This is a genomic window from Kribbella sp. NBC_00382 (genome assembly GCF_036067295.1).
GTDB lineage: Bacteria > Actinomycetota > Actinomycetes > Propionibacteriales > Kribbellaceae > Kribbella.
Genome location: NZ_CP107954.1, coordinates 8,242,527 through 8,259,116, shown reverse-complemented (window position 1 = coordinate 8,259,116; position 16,590 = coordinate 8,242,527). Strand labels below are relative to the sequence as shown.

Here is a 16,590-nt window from a genome sequence, read left to right as displayed (position 1 = left end):
CTGGATTGCTTGCTCACAGGCTGATACAGAGTGAACCTCAGGGGTTAGTGGTCTGGTCTGCAAGTTCTTGCTCACGTTGCAAGATCGATGCATCCCGAGGGTGCTGTCGGCGCTTCGGGCCGGTACGGTGTCCCGGTGCGAGCGATACGACGATTCTCCGTCCGCCCTGTCCTGCCCGAGCCGCTGACCGGTCTCGGCACCCTGGTGAACAACCTGCGCTGGGTCTGGCACCCGGAGACGCAAGACGTCTTCGAGGCCGTCGACCCGCTGTTGTGGCGCAGTACCGGTGGTGACCCGGTGAGGCTTCTCGGTGAGGTACCCGCGGCCCGGCTCGACGAGCTGGCGAACGACCACGCCTTCCTGCGCCGGCTCGAGCTGGCTGTGGACGACCTGAACGGCTACGTGACCGACGACCGGTGGTTCCAGGCCGAGGCCGGTTCACCGGTCAGCTCGGTGGCCTACTTCTCCCCGGAGTTCGGCATCACCCACGTGCTGCCGCAGTACTCGGGCGGCCTCGGCATCCTGGCCGGTGACCACCTGAAGGCCGCGAGCGACCTCGGTGTGCCGCTGATCGGTGTCGGCCTGCTCTACCGCCACGGGTACTTCGGCCAGTCGCTGAACCGTGAAGGCTGGCAGCAGGAGCGGTACCCGCTGGTGGACCCCGACGGTCTGCCGATCAGCCTGCTGCGCGACGGCGACACTCCGGCCACCATCGAGGTGACGCTGCCGGGCGAGCGCAAGCTGTGCGCGCAGATCTGGGTCGCCCAGGTCGGCCGCGTGCCGCTGCTGATGCTCGACGCCGACATGGAGGACAACGAGCCCGCCGAGCGCGAGGTCACCGACCGGCTGTACGGCGGTACGACCGAGCACCGGTTGCTGCAGGAGCTCCTGCTGGGTGTCGGTGGCGTCCGCGCCGTCCGTGAGTTCTGCCGGGTCACCGGCCACGCGGCGCCGGAGGTCTTCCACACCAACGAGGGCCACGCCGGTTTCCTCGGCGTCGAGCGGATCCGCGAGCTCGCCACCGACCAGTCGCTCGACTTCGACACCGCGCTCGAGGTCGCCCGCGGCGGCACCGTCTTCACCACCCACACGCCGGTCCCGGCCGGCATCGACCGGTTCCCGGTCGAGCTGATCCAGCAGCACTTCTCGCCGGACGTGTTCGGCGAGGGCGTGCCGATCGACCGGATCCTCGCGCTCGGCGCGGAGGACTTCGAGAACGGCGACCCGTCGGTCTTCAACATGGCGATCATGGGTCTGCGGCTGGCGCAGCGGGCCAACGGCGTCTCGAAGCTGCACGGTGTCGTCAGCCGGGGGATGTTCGCCGGTCTGTGGCCGAGCTTCGACCCGACCGACGTACCGATCACCTCGATCACCAACGGCGTTCACGCGCCGACCTGGGTCGCGCGCGAGATCCACCAGCTGACCTATGCGAACACCGACACGGCGGTCGACGGCGAGGGCATCTTCGAGGGCCTCGACAAGACCACCGACGCGCAACTGTGGGAGACGAAGCGGATGCTGCGGCAGCGCTTCATCGACGACACCCGCTCCCGGGTCCGCGCGTCCTGGGTGAACCGGGGCGCTTCCGAGGCCGAGCTGGGCTGGGTCGATTCGATCCTGGACCCGGACGTGCTGACGATGGGGTTTGCCCGGCGCGTACCGTCGTACAAGCGGCTGACTTTGATGCTGCGCGACCCCGCCCGGCTGAAGGCTCTGCTGCTGCACCCGACGAAGCCGATCCAGATCGTCATCGCGGGCAAGGCGCACCCGGCCGACGAGGGCGGCAAGAAGCTGATCCAGGAGATGGTTCGCTTCGCCGACGACCCGGAGGTGCGGCACCGGATCGTGTTCGTGCCGGACTACGACATCGCGCTGGCGCAGCCGATGTACCCGGGCTGCGACGTCTGGCTGAACAACCCGCTGCGTCCGTACGAGGCGTGCGGCACGTCGGGCATGAAGGCTGCTCTGAACGGTGCGTTGAACCTCTCGATCCGCGACGGCTGGTGGGACGAGTGGTACGACGACGAGTTCGGCTGGGCGATCCCGTCGGCCGAGGGCATCGAGGACACGGATCGTCGCGATGACCTCGAGGCGCACGCTCTGTACGACCTGATCGAGAAGCAGGTCGCGCCGCGGTTCTACGACGGCGACGTCCCGGGCCGCTGGATCGAGATGCTGCGGCACACGATCAAGGAGCTCGGGCCGAAGGTGCTGGCGACGCGGATGGTTCGCGACTACGTCCAGCAGCTCTACGTGCCGGCGGCGCACTCGTCGCGGCAGCTCAACTCGACGTACGAGGGTGCACGTCAGCTGGCAGCGTGGAAGAAGCAGGTACGGGCTGCTTGGCCGGCGATCCGCGTCGACCACGTCGAGCTGCAGGGTCTCGGGGACGTGCCGCAGCTTGGTACGACCGTGGGGATCCGGGCGTTCGTGACGCTCGGGGACCTGACGCCGGCGGACATCGACGTCGAGGCGCTGCACGGGCGGGTGAACTCGGAGGACGAGATCACCGATCCGGTGCGGGTGTCGCTGTCGCTCGCCGAAACGTACGAGGGCAACCGCCACCGCTACGAAGGCGAACTCAAACTCGACCGCACCGGCCCCTTCGGCTACACGGTCCGAGTCCTCCCGAAGAACCCGATGCTCGCCAGCCCAGCAGAACTGGGCCTGGCAGCCGGCCCCTCCGACCCCGAAGACCCAGAAACCCCGGACCTCCCCGCAGGCTCCGAATTCTGAGCATCTAAGGCAGGCCCCGCCTACCTCACTAGGCGGGGCCCGCGTTTCTGTTTCCCGAGCTACTGCAGGTCGGCGTTTGAGGCTGTGCTGTTGGTGAAGGGGATGACCATCGTCCAGCCTTCGACCAAGTCGTCCATCACCTCGCCGAAGCGTCGTACTGCTGCGTTCTTGATGTGGGCTTCGAAGGCGTCCCGGTCTGTGTAGCACTCATAGCCGTAGACGATGTCCGGCTCTCCATCGACTTGCCAGACGTCCAGTCGCAACGTCCCGGGCTCCTCGTCCCTGGCGATCCGGGAGCTCCACCGCACCACCTCCAGGAACTCGTCCAGCTTCCCCGGCTTCACGACGAACCTCGCGAGTCCTCCGTACATGAACGTCTCCTACCTCGAGCCCGGACAGGTACAGGTAGCTAACCAGCCGCGCGGTGCAACGAACTCACCACGGCAGCGGTCGCCCGTCGCGGAAGAAGCCTCCGGTCGGGCCGTCGTCGGGGAGGTCGACGGCCCAGAGCACACTTCGCGCTCCGTCGCGGACCGGTCGCCCGCCCTGGCCCATGTCGGTGTCAGTCCAACCGGGGCAGATCGCGTTCACGAGGATGCGGTCCCGGCGCAGCTCCCCGGCAAGCAGTCGGGTCAGCGCGTTCAGCGCCGCCTTGGAGACGCTGTACGCCGGCGCTCCACCGGTCATCTCGCTGATCGAACCGCCTTCGCTCGACACGTTGACGATCCGCGGATGCTCACTCCGGCGAAGCAACGGCAGGAACGCCTGACAGACCCTCCAGGCGCCATACAGATTGGTCTCCATCGCCTGATGAACTGACGCGAGGTCAACACTGATCGCGCGTTCCCCAGGGTCGTACAGAATCGCCGCATTGTTGATCACAGCATCGACCTGCTCCACCCGCCCCGCCGCCCACTCGGCCGCGGCTGCAGCATCATCGGGATCGCTCACATCCAACTTGACCGGCAACAGTCGCTCGCTGCCCGGAGCAATGGCCCGCGCCGTCTCACGCCCTTTGCCGAGATCCCGTACGCCGAGCAGCATCGTCCACCCCTGCGTATGGAGTTGCTCGGCAAGCTCGGCGCCGATTCCCCGGTTGGCGCCGGTGACGAGTGCGACCTGGCCAGGCATCAGTACTCCCTTCGTAGGTGAGCAACTGATCTATCACGCGGCAGAGGCAACCCGGGCGTTGTCAGGAAGCAGAGCCAGCAACTGCTGCGTGTGCCCGGGAAGCTCGGACTCCACTAGCCCGGTGAGTAGATCCCGCAGAGGCAGGGGCTGGTTGACCAGTACGGCGTCGTGCGACACGAGCAGGGTCGGTACCAACGTGTTCAACTCGGCCTCGCTCAAGGCCGCGCCGTCAAACGTTGCTAGTGCTTCCCCTTGCCGGCGGATGCGCTCCTGAAGCCCCGCGATCCCACCGGCCACCGTGATGACGCGCTGGATCGTCCACGGGTCGTGGGAGATCCGGTTGTCGTACGCCGGAACGGTGCCCGCGGCAATCGACGCGGCGGCCGCGATGGTCGTGGCGTTGACGATCGCCACATGCGCCAGGACCTGCTCGGCATTCCACTCGCCGGCCGGCGGGGTGACGACCGTGTCGCCCGCGGCGGCGACCGTACCGGCGGCATCCAGCAGTGCGCGGAACGCTTCCTGAACCATCGTGGTGTCCATGACCTCTCCTTTTGCAACGTTTGGTTGCACATGAGATTAGCTGAGGTTGCTGTGATGCGCAACCATCTGTTGCTTATCCGATCGGCGCGGGCTAAGGTGATCCGCAACCAAGGATTGCAGGAGGATGGCATGGAGTTCGGAACGCTCGAACGCGAGATCTACGTCGGCGCAGCACCCGAGATCGTCTTCGACGTGGTGAGCAGCCCCGAACACCTCAAGGAGTGGTGGCCGGACGACGCCCGGTACGAGGCGACGCCTGGCGCGGCGGGGGAGATCGTGTTCGGCGACCCGGACGCCGGCGGTCAGGTTGTCCAGTTCACTGTGGTCGACGCTGCTCCGCCACGGATGTTCTCGTTCCGCTGGACCCATCCGGCTGGCGACGTGGCGAAGAAGGGCAACTCGCTGCTCGTCACGTTCGACCTGATCCCGTCGGGCGAGGGCACGCTGGTGAAGATGACCGAGACCGGCTTCCGCGAGATGGGCTGGGAGGCCGCAGTACTGGAAGCGCAGTACAACGACCACGCCACCGGCTGGGACTACTTCATGCCGAGGCTCCCCGTGTACGTCGCAACGCTGGAGGCACACTCATGAGCCCCACCACCGTCGACGACGACCTCTGGTCCGCCATCGGCGACCCAACCCGCCGCCGGATGCTCGACCTCCTCCTCGCCACCGGCGAAGGCACCGCCACCACCCTCGGCCAGCAACTCCCCGTCACCCGCCAGGCGGTAGCCAAACACCTCACCGTCCTGGACCGAGTAGGCCTGGTCCAATCCCGCTCAGCCGGCCGCGAAAAGCTCTACCACGTAGACGAAGCCCAACTAGCCCGAGCCGTAGCCCAACTAACCTCAGTCACCGCCGCCTGGGACGCCCGCCTCCAACGCATCAAACGCCTAGCCGAATCAATCCAACACAAAGCCAACGCAGCCAACCAAACTAAGAAGTAGTAGCCACGCCTAGTCAGTGGCCTTGGGGTGTCCGGTGCCTGCCCACCTGATCCACACCGTCTTCTTGTCAGGGTCGACGACGTACCAGATGCGCCCGCCAGCGGTCACCTCGTACTGCCATTGTTCGAGTCCAGCGACGGTGCCCAGTTCGCCTTTCAGTCGATGATGCCGGGGGGTCGTGGGAAACGGTGTCGGGTCGGTCCGGATCGCCTCGTACGCCGCCCAGAGGTTGGCTCTCGCCTGTCCAACCAGTTCCTCCCACCCCTTGGCTGCTTCAGTAGTACCGAATTTCAGAAGCCAGCAACCGGGTTCGGCCGGCGGAGCGACCCGGTCGTTCTTCTTGCTCGGGCTCACGACTCGGGCGGGGGAGCCGGAACGGCTCCGGCGTCGTCGATGACCTCCGACCGGAGATTCGCCAGAAGCTCGGGATCGGCATAGATCTGTGCGGTGTTCTTCCACTCGGTGATCAACTGAAGGACGGGGGCGGGCGAATCGACGTCATTGCTGGCATCCATGACCGCGATGAGTTCGCGGACGAACTCGATTCGGTCGTTTGACGGCAGGAATCGAAGCCAAGGAAAAACCTGTGGCACGAGATCCAGCAGATGGCTCGACCGGACCACCGGATCGCTCATGATCGCCCGCAGAAGCCGGGTCGCGACCTCCACCAACTGATCGTCCTGAGCAGATCGGGACGCAGTGGTCAGCACGAGATCGTCCTCCGCGCCTCGCCGGTGCACGCGCAGGGCCCGCCGACGGCTTGCCTTCAACTTGTCGATGGTCTCGGTCGGCCGTTGCAGCAGATCGGTGAACGTCACTTCCTGCATGTCACCCATACCTCAAAGGTAGATACTAGGTTCATCGTTCGCAACTTCTCTCAGGGGACGTGGAGCGGATTGTCGATGTGGGGGTGCTTGGTTCGTGTGGAGGGGGAGAGGGCGGATCGGCCGCGCTTGGTGGGTGAGGAGAGGGACTGTGGCTACTTCGGTTCTGTATATGTCGATGTCGTTGGATGGGTTCATTGCTGGGCCGGCTGACACTCCGGCCAATCCGGGTGGGGATGGGTTCATGCGGTTGCATGACTGGTTCATCGGGCCGGATGGGGAGTTCGGGAACGTCAGTGGGCCGGCTCGGGAAGTGGTCGACGAGATGAGTGACTTCAGTGCGATCGTCGCTGGGCGGAACACTGTCGAGCAGGTGGATCACTGGGGTGGGGAGCGGAACGGGGTGCAGATCATCGTGCCGAGTCATCGGCCGCCCGCACCCTCGGTGGCCAAGTACCCGAAGGTGACGTATGTGACGGACGGGATCGTCAACGCGATGGCGCTGGCCAAGGAAGCCGCAGGGGATGGGCGGGTGCTGGTGCATGGCGCCTACACGGCGCAGACGGCCCTCGAAGCAGGCGTACTCGACGAGCTTCAGATCCATCAGATTCCGGTCCTGTTCGGCAGCGGTCGTCGGCTCTTCGATGTGCTGCCGAAGAGGATCGAGCTCGAGGTCGTCAAGGTCGTCGACACTCCGGAGGCGACTCACCTCCGCTACCGGGTGCTTCGCTGAGCTGTCGGAGGAGTAGGTCGGCTGGCGGGGTGGGAGGATCCGTCGGGTGAGGGTTCCCGAGGTTCAGCGGTTGCCGATGGTCGGGTTGGCTGCAGTCGGTGGGGTTGGACTGGCGGTGCAGGCTCGGCTCAATGGTGGGCTGGGAGCGAGTCTCGGTGACGGTGTACTCGCGTCGATGATCTCGACCGGCAGCGGCATCCTCGTGTTGCTGCTCATCGTCCCCGCATCGCGCGGCGGTCGGCGGGCACTCAGTCAGATCCGTGAGGCACTGCGAGTACAAGGCCTTCGGTGGTGGCAGTGTCTCGGTGGCGTCGGTGGTGCCCTGTACGTCGTCAGCCAAGGCGTTAGCGTCGGATCGATCGGCGTCGGCATCTTCGTGGTCGCCGTCGTCGGCGGTACGTCGGCCGGCAGCCTCGCCGTCGATCGCGCCGGACTCGGTCCGGGCGGCCCGCGCGCGATCACCATGCCGCGGATCATCGGCGCAGCCGCCGGTGTCGCCGCCGTTGCCATCGCGGGTCATGACCAACTGGCGGGCGATAGCAACCTCTGGCTACTCGCACTTCCGGTGATCGCAGGCCTGGCGCTCGCTCTGCAGTCCGCCCTGAATGGTCGCGTCGGCGCCATCGCCGGCTCGCCCTGGGCTGCCGCGCTCGTCAACTTCGTCGTCGCCGGGTGCACGCTCTGCATCGCGTTGCCGATCGAGTTCCTGCTCCGCGGCGCCACCCCTGGCGAGCTCCCGACCAAGCCCTGGCTGTACTGCGGAGGCTTCATCGGCGTAGCCATCATCGCCATCGCCACCACGGTCGTCCGCCGAGTCGGAGTACTCGTCTTCGGCCTCGCCAGCGTCGTAGGTCAACTCCTCGGCGCCGTACTCCTCGACACTCTCGGCGCCCACCACCCGCCCGCAACAACCTGGATCGCGATAGCCCTCACCCTCGCCGCCGTAGCAATCACCATGCTCCCCAAGTCGTCACGATCACCCACTCCGCCACCAGCTGCTTAAGGCACCACCACGCGACGCTTGAGGTCGACCGTCACCGGCGGATCGCCGGCTGGCGACAACTGCACGATCTGGTCTCCCGGGCGCAGTTCAGGATCCGCGGCGTAGCGAGCAGTCAGTGCTTCGAACGCCGCATCGTCTCCGTTGTCAGCGGCAACCAAAAGCGTTGCGATCTCATCGGTCAGCTCGAGGTCGGCGCCATCCAGTGAGCCGGTCATCGTGCCCCAGCTGTCCCAGAGCAGCAGCTCATCGCCTTGCAGGTGGGCCAGTTGGAAGAAGACATAATTCCGGATGAACCAGCCGCCCTTGATCGGCAGCGCCGGGTCCACCCCGAAGTCGTCGCCATCCAGCTCACCGGAGCGATACCCCAACCACACCTCGGCCGCCGACCGGAACCACCCAGGAACCATGTCCTGTGGATCGAACTTCCAGTGCGGCCCCGGATCGAGTTGCGCGTCGACCATCACCCAGCGCTCGCCGTTCCAGTACTCCACGACGACATGGTCATGGTTGAACCCATCGGCGAAGTACGAGCTGAACCCGATCCGGCTGCGCGCGGGAATCCCCTTGTGCCGCAAGGCGGACACCGTCATCAAGGTGTAGTCGCGGCAACATCCGACAACCCGGTCAAAGGGCTCCCGCGGCACGGCCAGCGCAGTGCCGTTGCGCCGTTGGTCGGTAGCGAGCATCGCCGAGACCCAGCGATGGTTGATCTCTTCGTAGCGATCGCCGGTGAACTCGATCCCGCCCCCGCGATAGTGGATCAGCAGATTGCGGATCACCGCCGTCAGTCCGGGAATGTCCGACGGCAGCGCGTCGAACAACCCGGCGTGCTCACCGGGGTCGCTGTAAGAAGTCTGTTCGGCGTAGTTCATCGTGCTGTTCCTTCGATCGGTTGGGCGATGTCGACAGACAGGTCGGAGCTGGCGGCGTACTGGAAGCCGGGGTGGTAGATCTCGCGGACCGGCCCGGTCGTCAGCCACCCGGAGCGCCGCACCCAGGCGTCGACGAGGTCGTAGGCGATCATGATCCGCGGATAGCTGCACTCGTCCTTGGTGATCGTGCAGTACGCCTCGGAACGGGCCGGCTCGACCCGGATCGCGATCGGCCCGGCCGGGTCCACCAGCCCGGTGAACGGCACGCACACCTCGACGGTGGCCTCGCTCTCCGGCGTCACCGGTCCGTGGAAGATCACCGACCAGCCCCCGGGCAGCTCGGCCCCGGCTTGCTCCAGGTGCGCGTGGATCTCCATCATCGACGAGACCAGTACGCCGACCAGCGACTGCTGATCCGAATCCGCGCGGATGCAGGCCACCTTGGCCTCTGGCACGAACCGGGTCAGCACCGCTCGAGGCGCCAGCCCCGGGCCGGGTGTTCGGAGCATCCGGTTGCGCAGGTACTCAAGGGTCGCCTTGCGCGCCTCGTTGCTCGCTTGCTCGGCTGCCCACCACCGGTCGAGCCGGATCAGGCCCTCCTCGTCGGTGCCGGACAGTACCTCGGTGATCGTCGCCAGTGGCATGCCGAGTTGGCGCATCACGCTGATCCGGCGGGCGCGCTCGAGTTGGCTCGCGGAGTACAGGCGGGTGCCGTTGACCGGGTTGACCCGGGCCGGGGCGAGCAGCCCCGATACGTCGTACAGGCGTAGTGCCTTGTGGGACAGCCCTGAGCGTCGGCCGAACTCGCCGGTCGTCAGCTCACCCTCGATCTCCCGTGCCTCTGCCATGCGGATCAGTGAACACCCTGCCCCAGGGGCAGGAACAAGTTTCCACAGGCCTCTTGTGTTCATGACGCTAACGATATATCTTTAGTGTCATGAACAATATCGAGGAGGAATCGATGAACACCCCAGAAAACACACGTGAAGGCCGCCGAGGCGGTCACCGACACCCCCGCCGCGGTGGACCGCGGATGGGAGAAGGCATGCCGATGCACCGCGGACGCGGTGGCCGGGGCCCGGGACGCGGCGCAGGCCGCGGACGCGCACCTCGCGGCGATGTCCGAACGGCCGTCCTGATCCTGCTCGGCGAGGAGCCGATGCACGGCTACCAGCTGATGCAGGCCATCGCCGACCGCAGCGGCGGACGCTGGACCCCCAGTCCCGGCGCGATCTACCCGACCATCAACCAACTGGAGGACGAGGGCCTGGTGACCGTCACCGCGGACGCCGGCCGCAAGCTCGTCACCCTCACCGACGCGGGCCGTCAGTACGTCGAGGAGCGTCGCGAGACGTCCGTCGATCCGTTCGCCGGATTCGCGAACGCGGAGCCCGCCAGCGATCTGCGCGGACTGCTCGAGGAACTGCACTCAGCCACTCGACAGGTCGCCCGAAGCGGCTCCGACGAGCAGCGCACCGCGGCGGCCAAGATCCTCACCGAGGCTCGCCGCTCGATCTACCTGCTGCTCGCCGACGGCCCCAAGACGCCCGAAGCCTGATGGACAGCTACGCCGGACTGGTCGCGCGGGTGAGAGTCGCCGGCAGCGCGGCCAGCAAGGCGTTCGTCTGATGCTGGTAGCCGAGGTCGTTCGGGTGAAAAAGATCGGGAGCCAGCTTGCCGCGCCATGGCGGGCGGACGTGGCGGGAGAGCTCTGCGACCGGCAGGCCGCGTTCGGCTGCTGAGCTGTGGATGGTCCGGTTGATACCGGCGACATACGGGCTGGCGAGTCCGCCGATGGCCCAGAATCTGTCCGGCAGCAGGAGATCCATCACCACCGAGTACGACGGCAGTCGCCGGATCAACTGGCGAAGGTTGCTGTGGAAGGTCTTCGGCGCCGTGCCGAGGATGTCGTTGCTGCCGATGCCGCAGGTCACCAAGTCTGGCTTTACGCCCAACTGGTCGAGCACCGCGAGCTGGTCGTGCAGAACATGCGCCGCCTGGGCGCCGGCCCGGGACAGGTTCAGGATGCGCCACGGGCGGCTGGAGCGTTCGTCCAGAACCCTTGCCACTTGGCCCACATATCCATGCATCGGGGACGTAGCGCCCAGCCCTTGCGCGGTCGAGTCGCCCAGTACGACCCAGAGCGGTCCGTCGCCGGCGAGGGCGGTCTCGTTGTGGCGGTTCCAGTACTCCGCGAAGGTCCGCGCCTGGACGTCGACGAAGGCGACCCCGTCGAGCCACCGGCGGACGGCCCGGCGCGACGTCGTCCGCTCCGCGTCACCCCAGCGCAGCACCATCTGGTGCAGCACGCCGATCGGCGTCGAGTGGTCGTACTTGCTCGGCTCGTAGTGCCGCTTCCCCGCCTGCAACAAAGCCATCCTGGCCCCCTCCGGACATCACCCCAGTGCCGGAACACAACAGGTGACCCGGACGTGAACAGCTGGTGACGGGAGAAGGTACCCCACGAAGATGAACAACCCCAGAGACTCGCAAAACAAGCACCTTGGGCACACGGGCAGGCGCGTGAGTCAGAGCGCGCGGAGCAACACCAGGCAGCGAGGAGCGAGCGGTACGACGGCGCCCGCGACCACCTCGGTCGCGCCGCTCGAGCTCGTGTCCAGCACGACCTCGTACGCCGGCGCCCAGGACTCGTCCGGTACGACGACGTCCCGCGTCTCGGCCGTCGCGTTGAGCGCGAGCAGGAACGAGTTGTCCACCGGAACGTTGCCGTCGGCATCGGTTCCGCGGATCGCGTCGCCGGCCAGGAACATCCCGATCGTGCGCAGATTCCCGTCGTGCCAGTCGTTCTCGGTCATTTCACCGCCGTGCGGCGCGATCCACGAAAGATCCTTGCGCCCACCCGGCACCACCGGCTGACCAGAGAAGTAGTGCCATTGCCGCAAGGTCGGATGCGCGGCCCGCAACGCCAGCAGCTTCTTGGTCAAAGCCAGATGATCCGACCAGACCGATGGCAGCGACCAGTCGAACCACGAGGTCTCGTTGTCCTGGCAGTACGGATTGTTGTTGCCGTGCTGCGTCCGGCCGCACTCGTCGCCGGCCGTGATCATCGGCACGCCGGTCGACAGCACCAGCGTCGACATCAGGTTCGCCATCTGCCGCTTGCGCAACGCAATCACGCCAGGATCGTCCGTCTCGCCCTCGACACCACAGTTCCAGGAGCGGTTGTCGTCGGTCCCGTCGCGATTGTCCTCGCGGTTGAGCTCGTTGTGCTTGTGGTCGTACGACACCAGATCGCGCAGCGTGAACCCGTCGTGCGCGGTGACGAAGTTGATCGACGCATACGGGTACCGCCCGTCGTCGCCGTACAGGTCGCTCGATCCCGAGAGCCGGTACGCGAGGTCCTGCACCCCGTACGACGAGGTGCGCCAGATGTCGCGCACGCTGTCCCGGTACTTCCCGTTCCACTCCGACCAAGGCGTCCCGAAGTTGCCCACCTGGTAGCCGAAGTTCCCGACATCCCACGGCTCGGAGATCAGCTTGACCCGCCCGAGCACCGGATCCGCCGCGACCTCCGCCAGGAACGGATGCCCGACCGTGTCGACCTCATGCCGCTCGTTGCGGATCAGCGTCACCGCCAGGTCGAACCGGAACCCGTCGACCCCCATTTCCTCGACCCAGTACCGCAGCGAGTCCATCACCAGTCGCCGTACCTGCGGATGCGAGGTGTCGACCGAGTTGCCCGTCCCGGTCACGTCGTACATCGCGCCGCCCTGCGTCAGCCGGTAGTACGCGCGATTGTCGAGCCCACGGAAGCTCAGCGTCGGCCCGTCGAAGCCACCCTCGGCCGTGTGGTTGTAGACGACGTCGAGGATCACCTCGATCCCCGCCGCATGGAACGCGGCCACCATTGCCTTGAACTCGGCAACCTGCTCACCGAGCGACCCGGATGACGAGAACGGAGCATGCGGCGCGAAGTAGTTGAGCGAGTTGTAGCCCCAGTAGTTCGGCAGCCCGCGCGCCGCGATCGCCGGCTCGGTCAGGAAGTGGTGGATAGGCAGCAATTCGACCGAGGTCACCCCGAGATCGGTCAGATACGCGATGACGGACGGGTGTGCCAGTCCGGCGTACGTGCCGCGCTGGTGCTCCGGTACGTCGGGATGCAGCTTGGTGAACCCCTTGGTGTGGAGCTCGTAGATCACCGTCTCGGTCCATGGAACCGGCCGACTGATGGGTGGCGGCGGCTCCGACGAGGCGACGACCACGCCAACCGGTACGTGCCCAGCCGAGTCGCCCTCCGACGAGTCGTAGATCAGCGGAGACGCGAAGTCGAGTGATCCGTCGACGGCACGCGCGTACGGGTCGAGCAACAGCTTGGCTGGGTTGAACCGCAGCCCGTGCGTCGGGTCGAACGGACCGTGCACCCGGTACCCGTACCGCTGCCCGTGCCCGACTCCCGCGACGAACCCGGTCCAGTACTCGCCCGTGTGCGCGAGGTCCAGATTGCGCTGGCTCCCGTCGCCGGAGATCAGCGTCAGCTCGACCCGCTCGGCGGCCGGCGCCCAGACGCTGAAGGTCGTGCCATCGGACTGGACCACCGCGCCCAGCCGGAGCTCCGGATCTGGCGATGGGCCGAGCTCATTCGGGGCGGCGGTGGCTTCGGTCACCGGCACATTGTGCCCATGACAGGTCAAACGTGCTCGGCTGCGTCACAAGTTGAGCGCAATAGTGTTGATAATGCGCGGAGATGGGTAGTTGCGAGCATGGACACGCAATGATACAAACGTAGACACCGTTACTAATTTACCTGGCACGATGCAGGTCGGGTAACAGGTTGCCGGAGGAGACATCATGCGAATTCCATCTGTCCTGGCCGGGCTCACCCTGGCAGCGCTCGCCCTGGCCGGCTGCGGAGGCAACTCCGGCGGCGCGGGCGACGCGAAGGTTCCCGACGATCCGGCGAAGGTGAAGGGCGACCTCACCTACGCGATCTGGGACGTCAACCAGCAGCCCGCGATGCAGCAGATCGTCAAGGCGTTCAACCAGAAGTACCCGGACGTGAAGGTGTCGATCTCGCTGGCCACCTTCGACCAGTACTTCACCAAGCTCAAGACGCAGGGCTCGTCGAACAACCTGCCCGACGTGTTCTGGATGAACGGACCCAACTTCCAGCTGTTCGCCTCGAACAAGCAGCTCGCCACCCTCGACGGGCTGATCGGGGCCAAGCAGGTCGACCCGGCCAACTACCCCAAGGCGCTCGACGACCTCTACACGCTCGACGGCAAGCAGTACGGCGTACCGAAGGACTACGACACGATCGCACTTTGGTACAACAAGAAGCTCTTCGCCGATGCCAAGGTCGCGGCGCCTACGGCCGACTGGACCTGGAACGACTACAAGGCTGCCGCGGTGAAGCTCAAGGCGGCGCTCGGCTCCAAGGGCATCTGGGCCAGTGGTGACAATCTCGGCAACCAGTCCGACTTCTACCCGGCGATGCTGAGCAACGGCGGCTACGTGATCAAGGACGGCAAGTCCGGATACGGCGATCCGAAGTCGATCGAGGCGCTGCAGTTCTGGTCCGACATGGTCAAGGGCGGCTACACCCCGACCGCCGCGCAGAACGCCGAGACCAAGAGCCAGGACCGGTTCTTCGACGGCAAGGCCGCGATGATGTGGAACGGCAACTGGGTCGTCTCGGCCGCGCTCAAGTCACCGTACAAGAACGACTTCAGTGTGGTGCCGTTGCCGAAGGCCCCCAACGGCGGTCGCAAGACGGTGATCCACGGCATCGCCAACGTGATGAGCGCCAAGACGAAGAACCCGGAGGCGGCAGCGGCGTTCCTCGCCTTCCTCGGTGGCAAGGACGCGGCGCTGATCCAGGCCAAGGCCGGCGCGGCGAACCCGGCGTACACGGGAACGCAGACGGACTTCGTCAACAGCGCGCCGCAGTACAACCTGAAGACCTACATCGAGGCGGCCGAGCAGTACTCCGAGCCGTACCCGGTCTCGAAGGACACCGGCGTCTGGAACCAGCTCGAGACCGACGACCTGATCGCGGCCTTCGGCGGCACCAAGCCGATGTCCGAGGTCGGCCCCCAGGTCGCGACCAAGATGGACGAGGCGCTGGGCAAGGAAAAGTGAGCAAGGACGGCAAGTGGCCTTGGGTCTTTGTGCTGCCGACCTTCTTGGGTGTTCTGGTCTTCTATTTGTGGCCGCTGGTCAAGACGCTCTACGACAGCTTCACGGAGACGGGGCCGTTCGGTGGTGCGACCTGGGTGGGCATCGCCAACTACAGCCAGCTGGTCGGTGACTCGCAGGTTTACCGGGCAGTCGTCAACACGGTCGTCTACACGGCGATCGTGCTGCTCGGGATCCCGATCGCGGTGCTGTTCGCCAGCCTGCTGAACCGGCCGGGGCTGAAGGGCGCGATGGTCTATCGCACGCTCTTCTTCCTCCCGTACGTCGCGATGCCGACGGCGATCTCGCTGGTCTGGCGAATCATCTACAACGGCGAGTACGGCGTACTGAACCAGGCGCTCGGCGTGTTCGGGATCGACGGACCGTCCTGGATCACCGAGCCGTGGTTCGCGCTGATCGCGGTCGCCTTGCTGGGGCTGTGGATGTCGATCGGGTTCAACCTGATCGTCTTGTCGGCCGGGCTGAAGGGTATTCCGGGCGAGCTCTACGAGGCGGCCTCGCTGGATGGCGCGGGCCGGTCGCAGCAGTTCCGGTCGATCACCGTGCCGTTGCTGACGCCGTCGATCTTCTTCCTGTCGGTGATCACCACGATCGCCGGGTTCCAACTCTTCGACCAGCTGTTCGCGTTGCTCGGGCCGACCAATCCGGTGATGCCCAAGACGCAGTCGCTGGTCTTCCTGTTCTACGACGCGGCCTTCGTCGGCAACGAACGCGGGTACGCCGCGGCGGTCGCAGTACTGATCCTGGCGGTGGTCGGGTTGCTGACCCTGTTCCAGTTCCGGCTGCAGCGAAGGTGGGTGAGCTATGACTAAGCGTGCGGACCAGCAGCGGCTGGGCAGCAACCGGCTCGCGCACGTGGTGCTCGTCATCGGCAGCCTGGTGATGATGTTCCCGTTCCTGTGGCAGCTCAAGCTGGCGTTCTCCAGCAACGCCGAGATCCAGGCGGTACCGCCGAACCTGCTGCCCAAGGGCCTGGAGTGGAGCAACTTCACCGAGGTGTTCCAGCGGCTGCCGTTCCTGGACCAGTTCTGGGTGTCGGTCGCGGTCACCCTCGGCCGTACGGTCGGGCAGCTCGTACTGTGCTCGATGGCCGGCTATGCGTTCGCGCGGATGTCGTTCCGGTTCAAGGGGCTGATGCTCGCGCTGATCCTGTCGATCCTGATGGTGCCGAGTCAGGTGTACCTGATCCCGCAGTACCAGATCATCCAGCGGCTCGGCTGGCTGGACACCATCCAGGGCATCATCGCGCCGGGTGTCTTCAGCGCGTTCGGGACCTTCCTGATGATGCAGTTCTTCCGGACGATCCCGGTCGAGCTGGAGGAGGCCGCGCGGCTGGACGGCTGCAACCCGTGGCAGACCTTCTGGAAGGTCGTCCTGCCCGTCGCCAAGCCAGGACTGATCTCGCTGGCGATCATCACCGTGCTCGCGTCGTGGGCCGATCTGCTCTGGCCGCTGGTGGTCACCTCCTCGCCAGATGAGATGCCTCTTGCCGTGGGCCTGGCGACCCTGGCTGGATATCAGGGCAGCATCTCGCCAGGAGTGATGATGGCGGCGGCCCTGATGGCGATGTTGCCGATCCTGATCCTCTTCGTCGTACTGCAGCGTCGCGTCGTCGAAGGCATTGCATTCTCCGGACTCAAGTAGA

Annotated in this window: 17 protein-coding genes; 9 read left to right on the top strand and 8 right to left on the bottom strand. The window is 66.0% G+C overall.

Features of this window, described 5'->3' with window-relative positions:
* Positions 1 to 135: 135 nt before the first annotated feature.
* Entirely contained in the window at positions 136 to 2,736 is a 2,601-nt protein-coding gene (gene glgP, locus OHA70_RS38710) for an alpha-glucan family phosphorylase (protein ID WP_328326684.1), read from the top strand.
* A gap of 59 nt (positions 2,737 to 2,795) precedes the next feature.
* Here the strand turns inward: glgP and OHA70_RS38705 are convergent, their stop codons facing one another.
* From OHA70_RS38705 to OHA70_RS38695, 3 genes are all read right to left on the bottom strand, one after another.
* Complete coding sequence (locus OHA70_RS38705; protein ID WP_328326682.1) at positions 2,796 to 3,107, bottom strand: putative quinol monooxygenase; 312 nt, start codon at positions 3,105 to 3,107, stop codon at positions 2,796 to 2,798.
* Between the two features lie 64 nt (positions 3,108 to 3,171).
* Positions 3,172 to 3,867 carry an SDR family NAD(P)-dependent oxidoreductase gene (locus OHA70_RS38700; RefSeq protein WP_328326680.1) on the bottom strand — a complete coding sequence of 232 codons (696 nt, stop codon included), beginning with the start codon at positions 3,865 to 3,867 and terminating at the stop codon, positions 3,172 to 3,174.
* A gap of 33 nt (positions 3,868 to 3,900) precedes the next feature.
* Entirely contained in the window at positions 3,901 to 4,410 is a 510-nt protein-coding gene (locus OHA70_RS38695; protein ID WP_328326678.1) for a hypothetical protein, read from the bottom strand.
* A gap of 129 nt (positions 4,411 to 4,539) precedes the next feature.
* Between OHA70_RS38695 and OHA70_RS38690 the strand changes: the two genes are divergently transcribed.
* Both OHA70_RS38690 and OHA70_RS38685 read left to right on the top strand, forming a co-directional pair.
* Complete coding sequence (locus tag OHA70_RS38690) at positions 4,540 to 5,001, top strand: SRPBCC family protein (RefSeq protein WP_328326676.1); 462 nt, start codon at positions 4,540 to 4,542, stop codon at positions 4,999 to 5,001.
* Entirely contained in the window at positions 4,998 to 5,357 is a 360-nt protein-coding gene (locus OHA70_RS38685; RefSeq protein WP_328326674.1) for an ArsR/SmtB family transcription factor, read from the top strand. Before OHA70_RS38690 ends, OHA70_RS38685 begins: the two co-directional genes overlap by 4 nt.
* Positions 5,358 to 5,707: 350 nt before the next feature.
* Here the strand turns inward: OHA70_RS38685 and OHA70_RS38680 are convergent, their stop codons facing one another.
* Positions 5,708 to 6,193: a hypothetical protein gene (locus OHA70_RS38680; RefSeq protein WP_328326672.1), complete on the bottom strand. Its 486-nt coding sequence runs from the start codon at positions 6,191 to 6,193 to the stop codon at positions 5,708 to 5,710.
* Between the two features lie 139 nt (positions 6,194 to 6,332).
* Here OHA70_RS38680 and OHA70_RS38675 point away from each other — a divergent pair, with 139 nt between their 5' ends.
* Both OHA70_RS38675 and OHA70_RS38670 read left to right on the top strand, forming a co-directional pair.
* Entirely contained in the window at positions 6,333 to 6,914 is a 582-nt protein-coding gene (locus tag OHA70_RS38675; RefSeq protein WP_328326670.1) for a dihydrofolate reductase family protein, read from the top strand.
* 46 nt (positions 6,915 to 6,960) lie between these two features.
* On the top strand, positions 6,961 to 7,917 hold the full coding sequence (locus tag OHA70_RS38670) for a DMT family transporter (protein ID WP_328326668.1): 957 nt from the start codon (positions 6,961 to 6,963) through the stop codon (positions 7,915 to 7,917).
* On the opposite strand, the gene OHA70_RS38665 is transcribed toward OHA70_RS38670, so the two are convergent.
* Together OHA70_RS38665 and OHA70_RS38660 are read right to left on the bottom strand one after the other, a co-directional pair.
* Positions 7,914 to 8,789, bottom strand: coding sequence for a transglutaminase-like domain-containing protein (locus OHA70_RS38665; protein WP_328326666.1), 876 nt, complete (start codon positions 8,787 to 8,789; stop codon positions 7,914 to 7,916). The two genes, OHA70_RS38670 and OHA70_RS38665, sit on opposite strands and share 4 nt — an antisense overlap.
* Positions 8,786 to 9,637, bottom strand: coding sequence for a MerR family transcriptional regulator (locus OHA70_RS38660; protein ID WP_328326664.1), 852 nt, complete (start codon positions 9,635 to 9,637; stop codon positions 8,786 to 8,788). Before OHA70_RS38660 ends, OHA70_RS38665 begins: the two co-directional genes overlap by 4 nt.
* A gap of 197 nt (positions 9,638 to 9,834) precedes the next feature.
* On the opposite strand from OHA70_RS38660, the gene OHA70_RS38655 reads away from it, so the two are divergent.
* Positions 9,835 to 10,347 (top strand): PadR family transcriptional regulator, encoded by a 513-nt coding sequence (locus tag OHA70_RS38655; protein WP_328326662.1) that lies wholly within the window; start codon positions 9,835 to 9,837, stop codon positions 10,345 to 10,347.
* 7 nt (positions 10,348 to 10,354) lie between these two features.
* Here OHA70_RS38655 and OHA70_RS38650 read toward each other — a convergent pair whose 3' ends face one another.
* Together OHA70_RS38650 and glgX are read right to left on the bottom strand one after the other, a co-directional pair.
* Positions 10,355 to 11,167 carry an SGNH/GDSL hydrolase family protein gene (locus OHA70_RS38650; RefSeq protein WP_328326660.1) on the bottom strand — a complete coding sequence of 271 codons (813 nt, stop codon included), beginning with the start codon at positions 11,165 to 11,167 and terminating at the stop codon, positions 10,355 to 10,357.
* 150 nt (positions 11,168 to 11,317) lie between these two features.
* On the bottom strand, positions 11,318 to 13,414 hold the full coding sequence (glgX, locus tag OHA70_RS38645) for a glycogen debranching protein GlgX (RefSeq protein WP_328326658.1): 2,097 nt from the start codon (positions 13,412 to 13,414) through the stop codon (positions 11,318 to 11,320).
* Positions 13,415 to 13,598: 184 nt separating this feature from the next.
* Between glgX and OHA70_RS38640 the strand changes: the two genes are divergently transcribed.
* The 3 genes from OHA70_RS38640 to OHA70_RS38630 are packed head-to-tail and all read left to right on the top strand — an operon-like array spanning position 13,599 to position 16,589.
* Positions 13,599 to 14,888: an ABC transporter substrate-binding protein gene (locus OHA70_RS38640; protein WP_328326656.1), complete on the top strand. Its 1,290-nt coding sequence runs from the start codon at positions 13,599 to 13,601 to the stop codon at positions 14,886 to 14,888.
* Positions 14,885 to 15,757, top strand: a complete 873-nt coding sequence (locus OHA70_RS38635; protein ID WP_328326654.1) for a carbohydrate ABC transporter permease — start codon at positions 14,885 to 14,887, stop codon at positions 15,755 to 15,757. The genes OHA70_RS38640 and OHA70_RS38635 overlap by 4 nt, the downstream gene beginning before the upstream one ends.
* Positions 15,750 to 16,589: a carbohydrate ABC transporter permease gene (locus tag OHA70_RS38630; RefSeq protein ID WP_328326652.1), complete on the top strand. Its 840-nt coding sequence runs from the start codon at positions 15,750 to 15,752 to the stop codon at positions 16,587 to 16,589. The genes OHA70_RS38635 and OHA70_RS38630 overlap by 8 nt, the downstream gene beginning before the upstream one ends.
* The last annotated feature ends 1 nt before the right edge of the window (position 16,590 follow it).

Coding starts and splice junctions, on each gene's coding strand:
- OHA70_RS38695 (WP_328326678.1), bottom strand. CDS start 4,410: ATGGACACCACGATGGTTCAGGAAGCGTTCCGCGCACTGCTGGATGCC.
- OHA70_RS38700 (WP_328326680.1), bottom strand. CDS start 3,867: ATGCCTGGCCAGGTCGCACTCGTCACCGGCGCCAACCGGGGAATCGGC.
- OHA70_RS38630 (WP_328326652.1), top strand. CDS start 15,750: ATGACTAAGCGTGCGGACCAGCAGCGGCTGGGCAGCAACCGGCTCGCG.
- OHA70_RS38650 (WP_328326660.1), bottom strand. CDS start 11,167: ATGGCTTTGTTGCAGGCGGGGAAGCGGCACTACGAGCCGAGCAAGTAC.
- OHA70_RS38660 (WP_328326664.1), bottom strand. CDS start 9,637: ATGGCAGAGGCACGGGAGATCGAGGGTGAGCTGACGACCGGCGAGTTC.
- OHA70_RS38655 (WP_328326662.1), top strand. CDS start 9,835: ATGCCGATGCACCGCGGACGCGGTGGCCGGGGCCCGGGACGCGGCGCA.
- OHA70_RS38680 (WP_328326672.1), bottom strand. CDS start 6,193: ATGGGTGACATGCAGGAAGTGACGTTCACCGATCTGCTGCAACGGCCG.
- OHA70_RS38665 (WP_328326666.1), bottom strand. CDS start 8,789: ATGAACTACGCCGAACAGACTTCTTACAGCGACCCCGGTGAGCACGCC.
- OHA70_RS38685 (WP_328326674.1), top strand. CDS start 4,998: ATGAGCCCCACCACCGTCGACGACGACCTCTGGTCCGCCATCGGCGAC.
- OHA70_RS38690 (WP_328326676.1), top strand. CDS start 4,540: ATGGAGTTCGGAACGCTCGAACGCGAGATCTACGTCGGCGCAGCACCC.
- OHA70_RS38640 (WP_328326656.1), top strand. CDS start 13,599: ATGCGAATTCCATCTGTCCTGGCCGGGCTCACCCTGGCAGCGCTCGCC.
- OHA70_RS38705 (WP_328326682.1), bottom strand. CDS start 3,107: ATGTACGGAGGACTCGCGAGGTTCGTCGTGAAGCCGGGGAAGCTGGAC.